This is a genomic window from Acidipropionibacterium jensenii DSM 20535, assembly GCF_000425285.1.
GTDB classification, from domain to species: domain Bacteria; phylum Actinomycetota; class Actinomycetes; order Propionibacteriales; family Propionibacteriaceae; genus Acidipropionibacterium; species Acidipropionibacterium jensenii.
The window spans coordinates 1-16,901 of sequence record NZ_AUDD01000034.1 but is presented as its reverse complement, the minus strand read 5'-3'; the positions used below and the strand labels follow the sequence as shown (position 1 = coordinate 16,901).

Annotated in this window: 14 protein-coding genes and 1 pseudogene; 2 read left to right on the top strand and 13 right to left on the bottom strand. The window is 66.8% G+C overall.

The window, feature by feature from the left end; translation table 11 throughout:
- Positions 1–154, top strand: a 154-nt coding sequence (locus H590_RS18090; protein ID WP_161626030.1) for a transposase, incomplete at its 5' end; no start/stop codon positions are given.
- Between the two features lie 324 nt (positions 155–478).
- Here the strand turns inward: H590_RS18090 and H590_RS0112835 are convergent.
- The 13 genes from H590_RS0112835 to H590_RS0112780 form a co-directional block, all read right to left on the bottom strand.
- On the bottom strand, positions 479–1,855 hold the full coding sequence (locus H590_RS0112835) for a hypothetical protein (RefSeq protein ID WP_126412723.1): 1,377 nt from the start codon (positions 1,853–1,855) through the stop codon (positions 479–481).
- A 104-nt stretch (positions 1,856–1,959) separates the two neighbouring features.
- Entirely contained in the window at positions 1,960–2,718 is a 759-nt protein-coding gene (locus H590_RS0112830; protein ID WP_028703841.1) for a tetratricopeptide repeat protein, read from the bottom strand.
- Positions 2,706–3,680, bottom strand: coding sequence for a vWA domain-containing protein (locus H590_RS17530; RefSeq protein ID WP_051238621.1), 975 nt, complete (start codon positions 3,678–3,680; stop codon positions 2,706–2,708). Before H590_RS17530 ends, H590_RS0112830 begins: the two co-directional genes overlap by 13 nt.
- Positions 3,677–4,657: a vWA domain-containing protein gene (locus tag H590_RS16755; RefSeq protein ID WP_051238620.1), complete on the bottom strand. Its 981-nt coding sequence runs from the start codon at positions 4,655–4,657 to the stop codon at positions 3,677–3,679. The genes H590_RS17530 and H590_RS16755 overlap by 4 nt, the downstream gene beginning before the upstream one ends.
- On the bottom strand, positions 4,648–5,136 hold the full coding sequence (locus H590_RS0112815; RefSeq protein ID WP_126412722.1) for a hypothetical protein: 489 nt from the start codon (positions 5,134–5,136) through the stop codon (positions 4,648–4,650). Before H590_RS0112815 ends, H590_RS16755 begins: the two co-directional genes overlap by 10 nt.
- The gene (locus H590_RS0112810) at positions 5,129–6,010 is read right to left on the bottom strand and encodes a DUF58 domain-containing protein (protein WP_028703839.1); all 882 of its coding nucleotides are present in this window, start codon (positions 6,008–6,010) and stop codon (positions 5,129–5,131) included. Before H590_RS0112810 ends, H590_RS0112815 begins: the two co-directional genes overlap by 8 nt.
- A gap of 13 nt (positions 6,011–6,023) precedes the next feature.
- A complete protein-coding gene (locus H590_RS0112805) occupies positions 6,024–7,034 on the bottom strand; it encodes an AAA family ATPase (protein ID WP_036982483.1) in 1,011 nt (336 codons plus the stop codon).
- Positions 7,031–7,936, bottom strand: a complete 906-nt coding sequence (locus H590_RS16750; protein ID WP_051238619.1) for a hypothetical protein — start codon at positions 7,934–7,936, stop codon at positions 7,031–7,033. Before H590_RS16750 ends, H590_RS0112805 begins: the two co-directional genes overlap by 4 nt.
- Positions 7,933–9,519, bottom strand: coding sequence for an ATP-binding cassette domain-containing protein (locus H590_RS0112795; RefSeq protein ID WP_028703837.1), 1,587 nt, complete (start codon positions 9,517–9,519; stop codon positions 7,933–7,935). The genes H590_RS16750 and H590_RS0112795 overlap by 4 nt, the downstream gene beginning before the upstream one ends.
- Entirely contained in the window at positions 9,512–10,540 is a 1,029-nt protein-coding gene (locus H590_RS0112790; RefSeq protein ID WP_126412721.1) for a hypothetical protein, read from the bottom strand. The genes H590_RS0112795 and H590_RS0112790 overlap by 8 nt, the downstream gene beginning before the upstream one ends.
- Positions 10,537–11,451 carry a hypothetical protein gene (locus H590_RS0112785; RefSeq protein ID WP_028703835.1) on the bottom strand — a complete coding sequence of 305 codons (915 nt, stop codon included), beginning with the start codon at positions 11,449–11,451 and terminating at the stop codon, positions 10,537–10,539. The genes H590_RS0112790 and H590_RS0112785 overlap by 4 nt, the downstream gene beginning before the upstream one ends.
- Before the next feature lie 88 nt (positions 11,452–11,539).
- Positions 11,540–12,622: a hypothetical protein gene (locus tag H590_RS18490; protein WP_126412720.1), complete on the bottom strand. Its 1,083-nt coding sequence runs from the start codon at positions 12,620–12,622 to the stop codon at positions 11,540–11,542.
- A gap of 76 nt (positions 12,623–12,698) precedes the next feature.
- Entirely contained in the window at positions 12,699–16,406 is a 3,708-nt protein-coding gene (locus tag H590_RS0112780) for a leucine-rich repeat domain-containing protein (RefSeq protein WP_028703834.1), read from the bottom strand.
- A 292-nt stretch (positions 16,407–16,698) separates the two neighbouring features.
- On the opposite strand from H590_RS0112780, the pseudogene H590_RS19230 reads away from it, so the two are divergent.
- A pseudogene (locus tag H590_RS19230) lies at positions 16,699–16,901 on the top strand (IS1380 family transposase); the annotation flags it as partial.

The following is a 16,901-nucleotide window of genomic DNA, read 5'->3' as shown; positions in this document are numbered from 1 at the left end:
GCCCGGCACCAGCAACGGTCCCACAGAGGCGATCAATGGCCGCCTCGAGCACCTCCGCGGATCAGCCCTCGGCTTCCGCAACCTCACCCACTATGTCGCCAGATCCCTCCTCGAAACCGGCGGGTTCAGACCTCAGCTACACCGTGGATTGTGATGAGCCGCTTTTGTGGACAGTGCTTTATGCGAGTTCGGAAATGGTTCATTGTCCTTGGTCGTATTCTTCGGGTGTGAGGTATCCGAGTGTGGAGTGGCGACGGGTGCGGTTTGAGTACTCCTCGATCCATGAGAATGTTCTGCGATGGAGGTCGTTCAGGGTAGTCCACCTGGCTCGTTGGACTCGCCAGGCGGCAAGGGGTCTGACGCCTGTCCAGCCCTCCAGAACGGCGCGTTCATCCTCAGTCAGGTACACGGGTCCAGTCTTGGGACTCGGCATGAGAGAAGCCCACCAACCCTGACCAGGGACATCCGGCTCAGGACGCTAGTCCTTCCGGGCACTCCTTCTCAACACCAGCGCTGCAGCCGCCAATAGCGCCAGCAACCCCAGACCGGCCAACATGGTCGCCCCGGCCGACATCTGCGGCCAGCGCACCTCGTCGCTGCGCTGCCCTCCCTGACGCGACGTCTTGTCCGCAGCCGCGGCACCGGGACGTGGATCGATCACCACCAACCGGGTCTCCGCCGACTTCGTCCCGCCGGTGACTCTCAGCGTGTATTGCTGCGCGCTCGCCGATCGCACGGAGACCGGGATCTTCGCCAGTCGATCCTTTCCGACAGTCCCCGAGCCCAGCGTCCCCCGGTACCCTGCCAGAGTCACGCTCAGCTTCTCCCCGGAACCGAATCCAGTCGCCAGCACAGTCACGACGCCGTTCTTGGCCACTGTGGGAGACGAGGCCACCACCTGGGCGGACACCCCTGGCACCCCAGCCCAGCCCGACCTCGTCACATACTTGTACTTCGTGAGGCCCACCGGGTTCATGCCCAGCAGCCCGACAGACGTCAGCCCAGACACCGGCACCAGCTTCTTGGCCAAGAGGTCGCTCAACAAAGGTGGCGTCTCCGCCCCGATCGCCCCGACGACACCTGGGTAGCTCGACGAAAGAACCTGCTGCCCCAGCACAATCGACTGCGCCTTGTGGGACGCCGCCGGATTCCAGAGGCTCAGCGGCCACACCAGGTAGGCCGCCGCAGTGGCCGGCACACGTCCCACCGGCCCGTTCAGCTCCTTGGCTTCCCAAGCCACCGCCTTTGCGATCGCGGCCCCCTGTTGGGCCACCCGCTGCTGACCGGCCACCAGCGCCGTCAGCGCCAACGCCTGATCCACATAGGCCGGCTGGCCGTGACACCCGTTGACCGGATCGGCGTCGAAGGAGCCGTCCTTGCACTGCCGGGAGCGCAGGAAGTCCAGAGTCTCGACGGGCAGCTTGCCAACCCGCGCCAGGGCGAGGATTCCCCAGGCCTGCCCCGAAAACTCCTCGCCGAAATCGGTGAGGAACTGCCCAGGCTGGGCGGGCCGAGTACCGATCCGTCCGGACAGCTCGGTGACGAGGTCGACGCCGTCAACCGACGCAGGGTTCTGCCCCGCGATCGAGATCGCGAGAATGATCTTGGCCAGTTCGGTCACGGTGAGCTTTGACACACCCCGGGAAGACGCCAGAAATCCCAACTGCCGCACCGAGTTGCCGACCCGGTCAGCCGGTGCCCCTGCAGCCTCCAGTCCCAGGGTGACGTCGGCCCGCTGCTCCGTGGTGAACGTCCCGGTGGGCTGCTTCACCAGCCAGGCCACCGCCAGATTCGTCCGGGAGTCGACCCCCTGGGCCCGAGCCGGTGTCGTCTCCGACAACACTGCGGTAGCCAATCCGGCTACCACGAGCACCATCACCAACGCGCGGGTCAGCGCGCGAGAGCAGGCTCCAGCCACGTCACCACCAGTCCGCGCCCCAACCACTACCCGGGTCACTCTCACCACGACTGATCACCCTTGTTCCGGGCCGGGGAGGAATCCTCATTGTCGCGATTCCGCTGCTCCTGGCGCTGACCTGCCTGATTCCCCTTTGTCAGCTGGTCGAGTTTCTGACTGGGAGTCTGCGACGACTCGTCCTGCTGTTCGTTCGCCTGCTGCTGGGCCCCGGCCTGCTTGATCTTGGACTGCAACCGACTATTCGTGCTGGCCTTCTGCTGAGCCTGGGAGCCCTTGTCGCGATCACGCGACTCCGATTTCTTCCTCGGCTGCTGCGAGTTGTCGCACTTGGCGCGCTTGGCGACGTCCTTGGCCTGTCCCCAGGCCAGCGCGGCATGCGGCGTGTCACCGATCTGCTTCAAGGAATCGCCCTTGGCCTCCAGGGTCCACGACAGATTCATCGCGACGGTGCACTTCTTGTCGTCGGGGGCCAGCGGCAGAGCCTTCTCGAACTGAGTCTCGGCACCTTTCCAGTTCTGCTGGTAGTACAGCGCCACCCCGGTGTTGTAGTGGGCTAGCCACGGGGTGAACCAGTTGAGTGAAAGGTTGTTCTCGAACCAGGACTGGGCCCCGGCGTAGTCCTGACGCCCCAAGGCAGAGCGCCCGGCTGCATTGGAGACCACATCGACCAAGAGTTTCGCTCCGAAGGCCAGCAGCAGCGCCGTGAGAATCCCCACCGCGATGGCGCGCAGACGTTGGCCCCGCCGCGCGGCGGCGGCCATCGCGGTGGCAGTGGCTGCCGCCGGTATCAGTCTGTCCATCTCCACTCCTTCCGGGCCCGCCGGTAATAAGCGACGTCGTCCCACAGCTCCCAGATCAGCAGTCCAGCGGCAACCAGCCCGAAGATCCAGTAGGTCTCGAATCCGCGCGGATCGCGATGCACCACCGGGATCAGGGTCGGATGGTCGACGTGGGCGTCCAACACACCCGGCCGGGTGCGGTGCTGGTAGCCGCCCTGGAGCTGCTGCCCCATCGCGTTGAGGTTCTGCTCGTTCATCTTCGAGATGGCGGTCGCCCCGTCCTTGCGGACATACTGCTTCGACCCGGGAGTGGTGAGCATCGGCGCCCCCTCGGCCGTCCCGTAACCGTAGATCGTCGACCCGGTGAGGTAGGGCCGCAGCGGCTCGAAGGACTGCGGAGCGGCTCGGCGGGTCTGCTCCCCGTCCCCGAAGTAGTACAGGTAGCGGCTCAGGTCCGGATCACTCCTCTGGGACCGGGCCAAGAGTTTCTGGGCGGTACCGAGCCCCTCAGCGATGTCCGAGCCGTTGCCATACTCGGAGGTGCGCCACTCCAGGGAGTCGACCAAGGAGACGACGGCGGTGCCGTCTGTGGTGAAGGGCAGTGCCACCCGAGCATTGTTGTCGAAGACGATGACGGCGAACCGCGACCCCTCCAGGGATCTCACCAGAGTGGTGACATCGGCCCGTACCCCGTCCATCCGCGGTTTTCCGCCGCCGTAGTCAACCGCCCCCATGGAGGCGGTGCGGTCGATCATCAGGACGACGTCCGCCCCTGAGGTGTAGGTGGTGGTCGTCACATTGCCGATCGTCGGTCGTACGGCGATCACCACCAGGGCCAGGGCGACGCCGAGATGCCGCCAGCGCTTGTGGCGGGTCCGCGCGGGAACGTGGGCATCCTTGCGGGTGCTCACCAGATTGACCACCGCGGCGGCCATCAGCAGGCTGGCGCCGGCGAACAGGTACCAGTTGGGGAAGACGTTCATGATCTGGTCCCCCAGGCGGCGAGCATCATGCCGGCCAGACCGAGCAGCATGAGGAGGGCGCCGGGCCAGGGCTGATCGAAGGAGCGGGCGATCGGCATGGTGAGCAGGGCCTGCCGCTGGCTTCTCTCGATGCCGTGGCTGATCTCCAGGTTGGTCCCCGGATCGGCGGTGTTCAGAGTCAGCACCTGTCCGCCGGTACGAGTCGCCTCGGCCTTGAAGTCGGCCCTCTTCGCCTGATCGGCCCACGACGGGGTGACGCCGTAGACCAGAATGTGCTCTCGCTCGGCCCGGTCGGCAGCCTCGGAGAGGGTGAACAGCGGGGTGCCGGACAGATCGTTGTCGGTGGTCAGCACCACGGTGCGCGACCGCGCTTCTCCCATCCGGTCGAATCCCTGGAGGCAGGAGGCCAGTCCGTCACCGATGAGCGAGGCGCCGCGATCGCCGACACGGGTGGCCTCCAACACCGGCGTGGTCTGGTTGGTACGCATGGCCTTGAGCGTTTCGGTGAGCTGGTCGGAGATGAATGCGTAGTCGTCGGTGAGCGGGAAGACGGTCGCCGCGGCGGAATCGAAGACGGTGAATCCGATCCGTTCCCCGTGCAGCCGACCGACCAGATCCTGGTAACTGCTGATGACGGCCGCGTCGGTCTGGCTCATGGATCCGGACACGTCGAGGCAGAGCATCACGTCGCGGTTGCGCATCTCGCGGGAATCGATGTTCACCCAGGCAGGCCGGGAGACGACGATTGCCACACCCAGGCAGGCCAGGCCGAGGCTGATCGCCTCTACCAGCAACCAACGCAGCTGCATCCTCACCAGATGTCGGTAGCGCGGCAGGACCTTGACGCGATCGGTGTGAGCTACCGGGAAGCCGGCCGGAGAAAGGTTTGCGCGGCCGGCCCGGACATGTCGAATGACGGCGACAGTGACCATCGCCAGGGTCACCGCCAGACCGAGGTACCAGTACTTCAGTCCCATTCCGCGATCACCTTCCGCGCCTGAGCGAAGGCGGCAGCCACCGCCCCATCCACACTCGGAGCCCCGGCGAAGCGGGTCTGATAACCCTGACCCACAAGATCGGCAACCGGTTTCAGCTCCGGTCGCAGCATCGCCCGGGAGCGCAGCTCGGTCAGCGTGAGGGCAGCGGTATCGGTGTCGGTGACGACGCCGACGAACTCGCGCACAGCGCCGGAGCAGTGCTCCAAGGCATCGGCATCTCCGAGATCACCGCCTCTCCACGCCTTCTCGGCCGCCTCCAGCCCGTTCAGATAGCTGGAGCGCACCGGCTCGATCTCGTTGGTGTCCCCCTCGGCCTTCTCGGCGCGGAACCGGTGACGCCTCCACAGGGCCACCACCAGCGGCACAACGATCCCAACCACGACAGCGGCGATGCCGCAGATGAGCCAGATTGCCGGCGTCGCCTCGGCGTCATTGATGTGGGGCGGTGTCTCAGCCACGAATCGCATGTCGGGTCCTTCCCAGCAGACGGAAGATCGCCGGTATCGCATCGTCGGTGGAGCCGATCACCTCGTGGGAGATCCCCAGTCCGGTGAACAGCCTGGCGCGTTCTTCGCGGCGGGCGGCGTCGGCATCGGCCAACTGCGCGGCGAGTTCGGGGTCATTGCGCACGAAGGCGGGGATCTCGGCGTTGTCGATGACCTCGTGCAGGATCTCCGGGTCCTCGCCGGTGGGGTCCAGGTCGGGCACCACGATGACGAAGATCTCGTGCTGGGCGGCGAGCCTGCGCAGCAGGGCCTCGACTGGGCCGTCGAGGGCGACGTCGTCGATCACCAGAACCAAGATGGAGCGGCGCCGAACAGTGGCGACGATGAACTCAAGCAAAGCCTTGAGATCCCCGGCGGGCTCGCCGGCCGCGCACCGCGCCTGCACGATCTGGAGCATCCGTTCCAATTCGATCTCGCGGGTGGAGGGTCGCTGCACGGTGATCTTGCCAGCACCGGTGACCTGCAGCCCGACGTAGTCGCCGTGCCGGGCACCCAGGTATCCCATCAAACCGGCGGCCATGATCACCACCTCGGCCTTGGTCTCGGCGACATTGGCCAGCCCGGCCATCTGGGCCCCTGCGCACACAGTGAGCAGAACGGTGCGCTTACGATCGGCGACATACCGCTTCACCAGCGGGGTGACGTGCCGCGCTGTGGCCTTCCAGTCGAAATCCTTGACGTCGTCCCCGAGGACGTACTCGCGCAGGTCGGAGAAATCGAGGCTCCGCCCGGTGACGGTCGAAGCGTACTGGCCCTCCAGCAGACCCGGGACTCTGCGTCTGGTCGCAATGGTGAGATTCGCCTTGATCTTCGTCAGAAGTGCCATCAGGCTACCCGGTTCACGGCGCGGTCACGGAGTCGAAGACGGCGTCGATGAGATCCTCGGCGCGCACTCGCTCGGCGACCGCCTCGAAGGTGAGGATGATTCGATGGCGCAGCACCGAGTGGCGGAAGTCCTTGACGTCCTCGGGGACGACGTGGTCACGCCCGGCCAGCAGAGCGCCAGTCCGCGCGGCCAGAAGGAAAGAGATGACGGCGCGCGGGGAGGCCCCGTACTCGATGTATCGAGCCTGCTCGGTGCCTAGATAGGTGCCCGGGTCGCGGGTGACGTTGACGATGTCGATGATGTACTTCTTGATCGACTCGTCCACCCGCACCCGGCGGGCCAAACCCTGCAGGAAGCCGACATCGTCCAGGGTGGTGCGACCCCCGACGGCGCCGGAGGCATGGTGATCGTCCAGGACCCCGGACTCGATTCGGTTGACCACCTCCAGCTCCTCGGTGGGAGTCGGGTAGGTCATCACCTCCTTGAGCAGGAACCGGTCCATCTGGGCCTGCGGCAGGACGTAGGTGCCCTCCTCCTCGATGGGGTTCTGAGTGGCCATCACCATGAACGGGTCAGGCAGCCGGTAGGTTGTGCCGCCGATCGAGGTCTGGCGCTCCTGCATCGCCTCCAGCATTGCCGACTGGGTCTTGGCGGAGGACCGGTTGATCTCGTCGAGCAGTACGAAGTTGACGTGGACGGGGCCCAGCTGGGTGCTGAAGGCGCCGGTCTGGGGGCTGTAGACCTGGGTGCCGATGATGTCGGAGGGCAACAGGTCGGGGGTGCACTGAACGCGGGCGAAAGTGCCGTCGACGGCCGAGGCCAGGGTGGAAGCGGCGAGGGTCTTGGCCAGACCGGGCACCGATTCCATCAGGATGTGGCCGCCGGCCAGCAGAGTGACCAGCAGGGCCCGGCGCAGCGATTTCTGGCCGACCAGCTTGCTGGAGACGGCGTCTCCGATTCGCCCGGTGAGGTCGTGCGCCCGCTGAAGCTCGGCGGGGGTGATGGGTGGACGTTCATCGATCATGAGGGAGACTCCTGGGAGGTGTCGGTGGTGTTCCAGTTGTCGGCGAGGCGGCCGGCGCGCCGCTGGCGGGCCAGGCCGTGCTCAGTGGGCCCGGTGCGCTCCGGGGCAGCGATGGCGTCCGGGCTGATCCGGGGCGACCACGCGTGGCGCAGGCCGGCCAGCACGGGCAGGCCGACGATCAGGACGCCGACGGCGGTGGTGACGCCGCGGGCCAGGTCGTAACCGAAGGATGTCTGCCAGGTGTAGCTGAGCAGCCGGGTGGCGTTGACCCATCCGGGCAGGCCGGGGAAGAAGAAGGATGATGTGGCGTCCTGGGTCTCGGTGGGCCAGCCGATGAGGTTGAGCAGGACACCGGCCAGCGGTCCGAATGCCATCGCCAACGGCAGGCACCAGGCCCATCCCCAGCCCAGCCTCAGCCGGTGGGCGAGGCCGCCGAGCAGTCCGGCGATCCCCCAGACCACGATCTGGCCGGGCAGTGGGGGTGCCACCAAGTCCATGCTGAACTGTGAGAGCAGACAGGAGGTGGCCCCGACCAGGAATCCTGCCGGGCCGCCGCCGGCGGCCCCGGCCAGCAGGGGCAACACGTAGTTGACCTCGACGCCGTTTGAACCGCCGTTGAGCAGCGGCCGGATGGCGACGTTGACGGCCACCAGGGCGGCGGCCAATCCCAGCCCGCTCACCTCCCGTGAGGAGTCGAGCCACAATCCGACCCATCCGGCGGCGACCAGCATCGCGATCAGCCCCAGGACGGCGACAGCCTCGACGTTGGACTGGGAACGGGTGCCCGAGTACAGCGGCCAGATGAGCGGATAGAGCAGCCACAGCAGACCCACAGCTGTGGTGATGCCGGTCAGCGCCCAGGAGCGGGGGCCGCAGCGCAAGCCGAAGACGCGAACGCTCACGAGGCCTCCTTGGTGGCGAGGTACTCGGCCCCGGCGATCACCTCGGCGGCGGTCATGATCCGCCGGGGAGCGCAGGCGACGGCCAGCCGCGGAGGGTAGGGCAGTCGGTCGGCGATGGCGGTGGCCCGCCCGTCGGCGGCAATCTGCCCATCGTCGGTGACGATGACCCGTTCAGCCGCCGGAAGGTCCTCGGCGTCGGTGGTGATCCACACCACAGTGCGGCCGGCCCGCTGTTGGGCGGCGACGTGCTCGAGCAGCCGGTCGCGGGTCCAGCCATCGAGGGGCTGGCCGGCGTCCAGTAGCGGGACGACAGTGCCGGACTCCAGGTCGAGCAGGGCCGTGACCAGGGCTTGCTCCCCGGCCGAGTGGCGGGCGAGCACGTCGCTGCCCCGCAGCTGGGGCCAGGCGTCGTGGATCTGCGCCCAGGTGGAACCCTTCGGCCGCCCGGAGCGGCGGTCCTGGAACCGGCAGATGTCAGCCAGGGTGCGGTTGGGCTGGGTGGGGGCCAGGGTGAAAGCGTTGGCGGCGGTGAACTCGTCATAGGCGATAGCCGCTTGCTCGCCGGTCGCGCAGGCCAGCCGAAGCATCTGGTCGTCGCGCACCAGCACCTTCTCGCGGTCGTTGAGGACCAAGGTGAGCTGCCCGGTGTCGCGGTGGGCCGGTGGCTGCCGGAGCCCCTGCCCCAGAACCGGCGCGAGCATGTCGTGCAGCCGGTTCGGGTCATCGGCGCCGGGTCCAGTCAGACCCAGGGCGGTGGCGACCTGCTGGAGCGGGGTCCAGGGGATGGTGCGAGGACGCCATTGCCAGGCAGGATGTGCCAGGCCGGTGTGCTCCCCCGGGTAAGGCTTGGCAGTGCGGGGCCTGGCATGGTTCTCGCGGCGGTACTCATCGGGATACGTGCCGACCGCACGGCTACCAGGCACCTGGTTGCTGGGCCGGACGAGTTCGATCACGTGATCGGCGACGGCCAGGGCGTGGATGAGGTGGTGCTCGGCCCACACGATGGTCATCCCGGCGTCGGCGTGGGCGCGCAGCAACCTGCAGGCGGCGTCTCGCCAGGGGCTCTCCATCGGGGCAAGCGGCTGGTCGGCCAGCAGCAGCCGAGGTGCAGCGAGGAGGCCGGCTGCCAGCACGGCGCGCGCCCTCAACGACCGGGTGGCGTCGGCGACTCGGTCGTTGAGGTGGCCATCCAGGCCCAGCTCGTTGGCGATCTGCTCTGGGGAGAGCAGCGCAGGGCGTCGGGGCGCTGCCGATTCGAGCGAGCTGTGATGAGGTCCCTCGACGTGAAGGAGATCTCCAATGCGCAGGGATCGGGCAGGGTCGACGTCTCCGACGGTGGCGATGATGCCGTCCAGATCGTCGGGGTGGGCTCCGGAGATGTCGACGCCGTCCAACACGACGGCGCCCTGGCGCCGGGAGCCGGCGGGCAGATCGGCGACGATGGCCGCCAGGGCAGTGCTGGTGCCACAACCATTGCGTCCGGTGAGCAGCAGGATCTGCCCGTCGGAGGCGCTGAAACTGAGTCCGGCGAGGGCGAGGCCGCGGGTGGGATACCACACCGCCAGGTCGGTGACCTCAAGCATGGGCGGCCTCCTTGGTGTCGGCATCATCCGGGCCGCGCTGGGCGACCGAGGCCCCGAGGACCATCACGACGGCGGTGGCCAGGCACACCGCGATGACAGTGATCTGCGGAAGCCCGGGCCACTGGCCGTCCGGGGTCCTCAGCTGGCCGGCGTCGGGCCCGCCGAGACCCGCGCACAGCACCGCGGCCACCGGCAGCAGCGAGATCACGGCGGCGACGACGTCCTGCCCGGTGGGGCGCGGGATGAGGGCGGCCCCGCCGATGGTGGGCCGCAGCAGGGCCCAGCAGCAGGCGATGGCCCCGGCCAGCGCCGGGCCAGGGATCGTGTGTCCGCCAGCCAGGCTGGTGGAGATACCGCCCAGCATGGAGGCGGCCAGCACCAGAGCGGTCACCACGACGAGGGTGAGGCCCGCGACCAGGGCGGACAGCGCCGAGGGGCGCGGGTGCGGCGAGTAGCGCCGCCACGAGGAGGCGATCTGGAGGTCCTGGTCGACGATGGCCGGAGCCAGCCCCCAACGGGGGTGCCCGGTGTCGTGGACGCGTGCGATGGCCTCCCCGAGGCTCAGCAGCGGGGCGAGCAGCAGGGCCGCGCGGCCGAGGAAGGTCTCGGCCAGATCGCACCACTGCCCAGCGGGGCAAGCCTGCCACATCAGGCCGACCAGGCAGCTGTAGGCCAGGACCTCGATTGCGGTGGTGCCAGTGGCGGCAAGCCGATATGTGGTGTAGATGCCGCCGAAGTCTGCCCCGGCGCCCATGCTGAATCGCGGAACCGTGAACAGCACTGTGGTGTTTCCGCTGGCCGGGCCGGTGAACAGGCCGATGACCAGCACGATCGCGCCGAGCAGCAGGCCAATCTTGACCGCCGCGCCGAAGGCGGAGCTGCGGGGGCTGCGCCGGGCTCCAGAGATGACGACGGCGCAGGCGAGCACGGTGACTGTCACGATGGGATTGCCCGCCACCGCAACAGTGACGGCCAAGCTACCTCCCAGCAGCAGCCAGGCCAGCGGATGAAGGTGCCTCATGGCGTCCACCTCCAGTACTGATTGCGCCGGCGTCTCAGGGCCAGCGCGGGCCAGGCGATGACACCGGCCGCCGAGATCCCAGCCAGAGCCCCGGCCGAGGCGATGACCGGAGTGCTCGAGTGGCGGCCCGCGACCTGGTGGCCGCCGACTGATGCACCGAGCTTGGGAATGGCGAGCATCGGGACGCGCGGCTGGGTGGGCGCGTTGACGGCCGGAGTGACGGCCCATTGCTGGGCGACGGCGCTGGGGTCGGTGATGTTGAACAGCCGGAACTGGTAGGGCCGCGATTGGAGTCCCTGGGGAACCGTGTAGGAGACGTGGCTAATCCCGTCGGAGCTTTGCACCGGATTGAAGGTGCCGGTGCTCACGCCGTGCCAGGCGCCGTCGTCGGCCAAGTACTCCACCGCGAAGCGGGTGCCGAGGATGGCGTTGGTGAACTGGAGATCGAGGGGCTGGCCGACAGGCTTCTGCGGTCCGTAGCCGTCCCCGAGAATGGTGGGACGCCGAGAGGCGTAGCTGGCGATGGAGCCCACAACCTGGGAGGGATCCCAGGTGCTCGCGTTTCCCGCGATGTCGCTGGGGGCGGCCAGGATCCACCCGGCGTCCTGCCTGGGGTTGTTCGCCTGGAAGGCGACGGAGACCGAACCGTATCCCTGGTCGTTGGTGCGGACGTCGACCGACCGTTGGAGCGGCATGATTCCGGTGGCCTTTCCAGAGGCGGCGGTCAGCCGATAGATGGTGACAGACACGGTGGTGCGGGCCCGGCCGGTGACCATCACCGAAGCCGCGGCACCCTCGCGCTGCTGGGGGCGCATCTGGATGGAGCAGGGCGCGGCCGACTGAGTGCACAGATGCTGGGTCTGGACGCTGGGGGCGGCCCAGGCCGGGGTGACGACCAAGGCGCAGAGCACGGCCCCTGGCAGGGCCGCGCGCCGGAGTACTCGTCGCAGCAGTGACCTGCCGGGATGCCGGCGTTCTCTAGTGAGGTTCACGAGACGGTCAGCGCTTCGCGGACGGCGGTGTCGGGCCGTCTTTCTTCTTGCCAGTGGTGAGGCCTTGGATCCCAGCTGTGACTGCGGCCGCCACGATCACTGCGGCCAGGCCGATACCCGCCCACATCCAGTTCTTGCTATCGCTGCTACTCCCAGCTTGCGAGGCGCTGCCCTTCGGGGACTCGGCGGCGTAGACCGGCGAAGCCGCGGCCGATGCGTTGTCAGAAGCACCCGGCGTCGGCGACGCCGAACCGCTCGGCTTGGCCGATGGCGACTTGGCCTTGGCACTCGCCTGGGCCTTGGCCGCAGCCGTCGTACTCTGCTGATTGCCGGCGCCGCCTCCGTTGTTGCTCCCGGTGCCACTACCCCCCGACGTGCCGGAACGCCCACCCGTGCCCGAACCATTGGAACCGCCGTTGCCAGATCCACCGTTGCCTCCTGGGCCCCGTGCAGCGCCGCCATTGGTGGTCTTGTTGCCATTGCCCTTCCCACCGCCGCCCGCACCGCTCCCCGGGTTGTAAGTCTGCTTCGGTGCTCCGGGATTCAGGGACCCGTCGCCCCCTCCGTCGCCGTTGTTGTTTCCTCCAGCACTGGCGAACTGGGGTTGGACCGCTGGGAAGCTGTTTAAGCCGTATTGGCTGGATGCTGCGAGCCAGTACTCGAACCCATTGACCTGCGGGCTCGGTTGTGCGTCATTGGTTGCCATCCAAGCGAGCTTCCCGCTCTTGTTGGTGCCATGCGTCCAGCCCCACACCTGCTCGTTCTTCGTGAGACCGAGGATCGACACCACCTCCCCGTCGCTCTGCGTGACGTGCGGTATCCCGGTGAGATTCAACGCAGCAGCGCGAGCCCCGCTCGTGATCCGCGGGTTCACAATGCACTTGACGACGTAACCCCGGGAGTTGGGCCACAGGCTCGCCTTCGTGTGGCTGAAATCCACGACAACGGCCAGTCCTGTGTCCTTGACGCACCAGCCGTCGTGCACACTCATGGCCTGAGCGGGCACCGCCGGGAGGCTGAACAGCGCCAGACCAGTCGCCACAGCCAGCGCTGTTCCCGTCGCCTCGCGATGCAGTCGAGATGTTGTCATTTTCTACCTCTCCACAGATCACCGACTCGCCGCGCCGGGAGGGCAGCGGCCCAGTCCACCCCCGGCACGGTGACCATCAGTGCCGCCTCCGCGCGGTAGCAATGCCCGCAAGGCCGAGCAGCAGGACAATTGCGGCGGGAATGCCCGCCTCGGGCCCATCACCCCCGGTCCCGGGCAGGCCGAGGCCGGGCCCAGGCTGCTCCCCTTGGCTTGCACCTCCGTCATTGCCGTGACCGACACCTTGATTGCCGCCACCTCCATCGCTGTATGTGGCGCCCTCAGTGCCACCGGAACCGTTACCTCCGCCGTTGCCGAAGTGCACGACAGTGGCGCCGGACGGCATCCCCACCGGACGGATATCCGTGGGCCTCTGGGCGGGGGTGAGCTTCACCGTGAGGGTGGTCCATGCCGTGACGCCGCTCGCCGACCCTGTGGCAGTCACGCGATACGTACCTGCCCTCGTACTCAGTGGGACTACCGTATTGGTGCTCCGAGCGCTGCCCCATTCATTGGTGATGGCCTGATCGAGCCTCGGACCGTTCCTCCCGAGCGTGAAAGTGACGACCTCGCCGGGATTGAAGCCTGCCCCCGTGGCATTGAGCATTTGCCCGGCGTAGAGGCTGGTCGGGTTGATGTTGAGCACCTTCTGGTGGGGTGAGACGACTGTCACGGTGAACACACCCGAGGCCCACGGCGGATTCTCGCCACCCGAGGTACCGTCCGAGTTCCGGTACGCATAGTTGATCGTGAACCCGATCTCGTAGACGCCCGGCTTGGCGAACACCAGGGTTCTGCCTCCATGAGCCGCTGGGTGCGCTGTGGCGCCGGTTGGCATCCGATACTCCACCATGGGGATAGTGCCGTCCTGCGGGCTCAGCGCCATCACCTTGGGAATGGCGACCGGCTGCCCGGCGAGAGCCATCGGAAGACTGATCTCCTGGGCGAGGCCTTCAACGTAAGGAGTGGTTCTCTGCAGATCCCGGAAATCGACGATCCGGTTTCCTATCACCACGATCTGAAGCCCACCGCTCTGGGGTTTCATGGCTCCGGTGGAAGCTATCGCATTGTTCGACACGTCGATCAGCCACACCTTGGAGGACAACGTTGGAAGGCTCGCCAGCGAGGTGAGGGCGTTTCCGTTGAGCAGGATCTGCCCCTTCTTGAAGGCGTCGAGTCCGGCGAGGTTGGTGATCCCCCGGCCACGGCAGTCCAGGGTGCCTTCCATCCGACCGGTGACACTGCGGTACAGGGCCGCCCCGGGCTTGAGGCTGAGCGCGTCGGTGAAGCACCCACGCAGGTTCACGTCCGGGATGCTCACGGTGTCATCGGCGGCCAGGGTGAACTTCACGGTTGCGCTCAGCTTGCTGGTCCGCCCGCTGGCCGTTACCGTGACCCGCCCGTGCTCCGACGGGTCCAGCGTCCGCCAGGTGAACACCGCATTCCCCGCTGCGTCAGCGGTCACCGTGCCCATCGTCTTTCCATCCCAGGAGAAGGTCACCTGCTCCCCCGGTGTGTAGCCGTTGCCGGTGAATGTCATCAGTGAGCCGGACTTGGGCTTGTCTGGCGAGACAGTGAGCGCTGGGACCCCAGCCACTGCACCGACGCTTACTGAGAAGGTTCCCGAGAACCGCGCGTACTGCGCCTGAACTCTCTCCCACGACAGCGTCTTCGTGCCGCTCGTGGCGTAGGAGACATGACCATCGGTCAGGGATGCGCCCTCCGCCGACGTCACCGCTATCGTCTTCCCGTTGGGCCCGGTCACCGTCGGCACCTGCACCGGTGCCCCCACGGCGGCACCGGGCAGAGTGACCTCCTGATTGAGAAAACTCACCGGCACCGGGTTGTTCGGGGCCACCGGGCTGGGCAAGGTGCTCAGACCCGACAGGTCAGAGACATGATTGTGGTCCAGATTGAATCCGGCCGGGCTGCGAAGGTTGTCCCAATCCTTCCGCATCCAGGTGCCAGCAACCCCGTCCTCCCACAGCGGCGACGCGTCCGAGATGTTGTTGTATGACAGGTCGACATCCAGCCCGGAGAAGGCATCTCCAGTGGTGACATCGGCCGTGATCGGTGTGATATCGGTGATCTGGTTGTGAGAGAGGTTGAAGTTGGCAGCAGCTCCTCCGGAGATTCCATTCGGGACGCCGTGAACGTACTGCAGTCCCTCCATGCTGGTGATTCCTCGACCAGAACAATCATAAGATGAGTACTGGGCATCCGTGCGGAGATTCGTATAGGTCAACGGACCGCCGTGGAAGGCGGTAACACATTTCGCCAGACGAGCATCGGGAAAATCGACAATCGCATTTGAATCGACCCAGTTCGATGCGACAGGGGAACTGCCCACGAACGCGACGAGTGCGTACAGCAGTGGGCCCGTCTTCTTCGAGTTGACGACGGTGAGGCTCTTGCCGGCGGCGTTGGCCACCGGGGTCATGTAGCTGAAATTCTTTGTCTTGCTGGCCGCGGTGTACCACTGATATCGAGTGACCGCCCCAGCGCCGCGCCCCGCCACGGTACCGGTGAAGGTCATAGCCTTGCCCGCGGGCACCGGGGAACTCGGGCCCTTTGCGGTGACCGTCAGGCCCGTCAGGGTCGAGGTGCCCTTGAGGGTCCCCTGCGAGAATGAGATGTTCCCGATGTTCGGTATCGTCCAGAGCGCCTGGAACCCGCCGACGGACTGCATCACGAAGGTGTTAGGGTCCGATCCCGCGATCACGCTCGCCCCGGAGAAGGTGGCCCTCGATCCGGTGGGCAGGGTGATGTACTTCTCCAAGGAGATCGGGGCACCCGCCGGTACGCTGTCAGGGATCGTGACGCTTCCCGGATCCACCGACACCTTCGCCGTGATTCCCTTGTACTTCTCGGCGGCCGACAGATCAGGTATCCCCGACTTCGTGCCTATTGAGAGGGTGTCGACCGCGGCGAAACGATCCAGCCCGTCCAAGTTGGAGAAATCGTTGTACCCCAGGTCCACGGACGAGACTTTCGAGGCGATCAGCACATCTTGGAGTGACGTCACCCCGTTCCATGTGAGGTCAAGGGAATCGAGCCCAGGGTATCCTTTTTTCCAGGTCGGCGAGGAAATAGAATTGTGGGCGAGATTCACCGACTTCAACGCTGGAGTTCCGGAGAAGTCCGGGATGGAGGCGAGTCTGTTGCTCGACAGGTCGACCTTCTCCAGACGGGGGAGGTCCGTGAACGCCGAGAACGATGTGTTCAGCGACCCCTGGATGGACAGGGATGTGAGTTCCGGTGCTCCGCTGAGCCCGTCGGTGGACAGGCTTGAGCTCGAGTTCGCCAGGGAGTCGATCGCGAGGGTCTGAAGCTTGTTCAGGCCGGCCACACCCTTGAGGTCAGTCACGCCAGAGACGCTCGATGTCAGCGTGTGGAGATTTGGGAACGTTGCGGGGAGGCCGGAGAAGGATGCCGCCCCGGTGAAGTTCCACGTCAGGGCTGTGACTTTGGTGGAGGGCCCGAACTGGGCCGGGGTGAATGGTCCGGTGATGCTCAGGTTGGTCAGCGCGGGCAGGAGTGGCGCGATTCCGCCCTGCGGGAAGGAGAGTCCACCGGCGACCTTGGTGCCATTGACGCTCAAGGAGGTGAGACCGGTGAGGAAATCGATCCCGGTCCACCACGGCACCGTGTCTGCGGGCAGGCTGGCGAGCGCGCCTCCAGGAATCTGTGTCAGCGTCGAGGTCTTGGCGTAGGTCACGGAGTCCGCGGTCGGAAACTCATCGGGAGCCTTCGCCATCAAGCGCCGTTTGATCGGGCCGTCGGCCATGATGTCGGCCGGTTGGTGGGCACCCGTTCTCGCCAGTTCCGTCGCGGTGCTGGACGTGGCCGGAGCCGATGGTTTGCTGGTAGTCGTGCCGACCGGCTCACGGGATGATGCCGACGTCGCAGGTGCGGTCGGAGCAGCCTCGCCCTCCTTGCTCGCCGGCTGGGTCTTAGCCTCGGCGTTTCATCGGTGAGTGCCGGAGGTGTGGTCGCCGGGTAGGCGAAAGTGCTCCTGACTTGGCAGGATAGGGCTTGTATAGAGTCCGAATCCGTCAAGGTCGAGGAGCACTCCCAAGGTGAAGGCTACCGGGTCGTATCCGCGTGTTCATGTCGATGCCGCGCCCGTGGCCGCAGCGGGTCAGGCCGGTGGGGTGCTGCTGGTCGAGACGATCCGCGCCTCCGGGTTGGACCGGGAACTGAGCAGGGCCCTGGCCCGGTGGGCCACACCGTTGACCGTCCATGACCCGGGCAAGATCCTGTGCGATCTGGCCCTGTCCCT

What these genes read in the sequence shown, in the direction of transcription:
- H590_RS0112830 (WP_028703841.1), bottom strand. Translation starts at nt 2,718, where the DNA reads ATGGACAGACTGATACCGGCGGCAGCCACTGCCACCGCGATGGCCGCC.
- H590_RS17530 (WP_051238621.1), bottom strand. Translation starts at nt 3,680, where the DNA reads ATGAACGTCTTCCCCAACTGGTACCTGTTCGCCGGCGCCAGCCTGCTG.
- H590_RS16755 (WP_051238620.1), bottom strand. Translation starts at nt 4,657, where the DNA reads ATGGGACTGAAGTACTGGTACCTCGGTCTGGCGGTGACCCTGGCGATG.
- H590_RS0112810 (WP_028703839.1), bottom strand. Translation starts at nt 6,010, where the DNA reads ATGGCACTTCTGACGAAGATCAAGGCGAATCTCACCATTGCGACCAGA.
- H590_RS0112805 (WP_036982483.1), bottom strand. Translation starts at nt 7,034, where the DNA reads ATGATCGATGAACGTCCACCCATCACCCCCGCCGAGCTTCAGCGGGCG.
- H590_RS0112795 (WP_028703837.1), bottom strand. Translation starts at nt 9,519, where the DNA reads ATGCTTGAGGTCACCGACCTGGCGGTGTGGTATCCCACCCGCGGCCTC.
- H590_RS0112790 (WP_126412721.1), bottom strand. Translation starts at nt 10,540, where the DNA reads ATGAGGCACCTTCATCCGCTGGCCTGGCTGCTGCTGGGAGGTAGCTTG.
- H590_RS18490 (WP_126412720.1), bottom strand. Translation starts at nt 12,622, where the DNA reads ATGACAACATCTCGACTGCATCGCGAGGCGACGGGAACAGCGCTGGCT.
- H590_RS0112780 (WP_028703834.1), bottom strand. Translation starts at nt 16,406, where the DNA reads ATGGCCGACGGCCCGATCAAACGGCGCTTGATGGCGAAGGCTCCCGAT.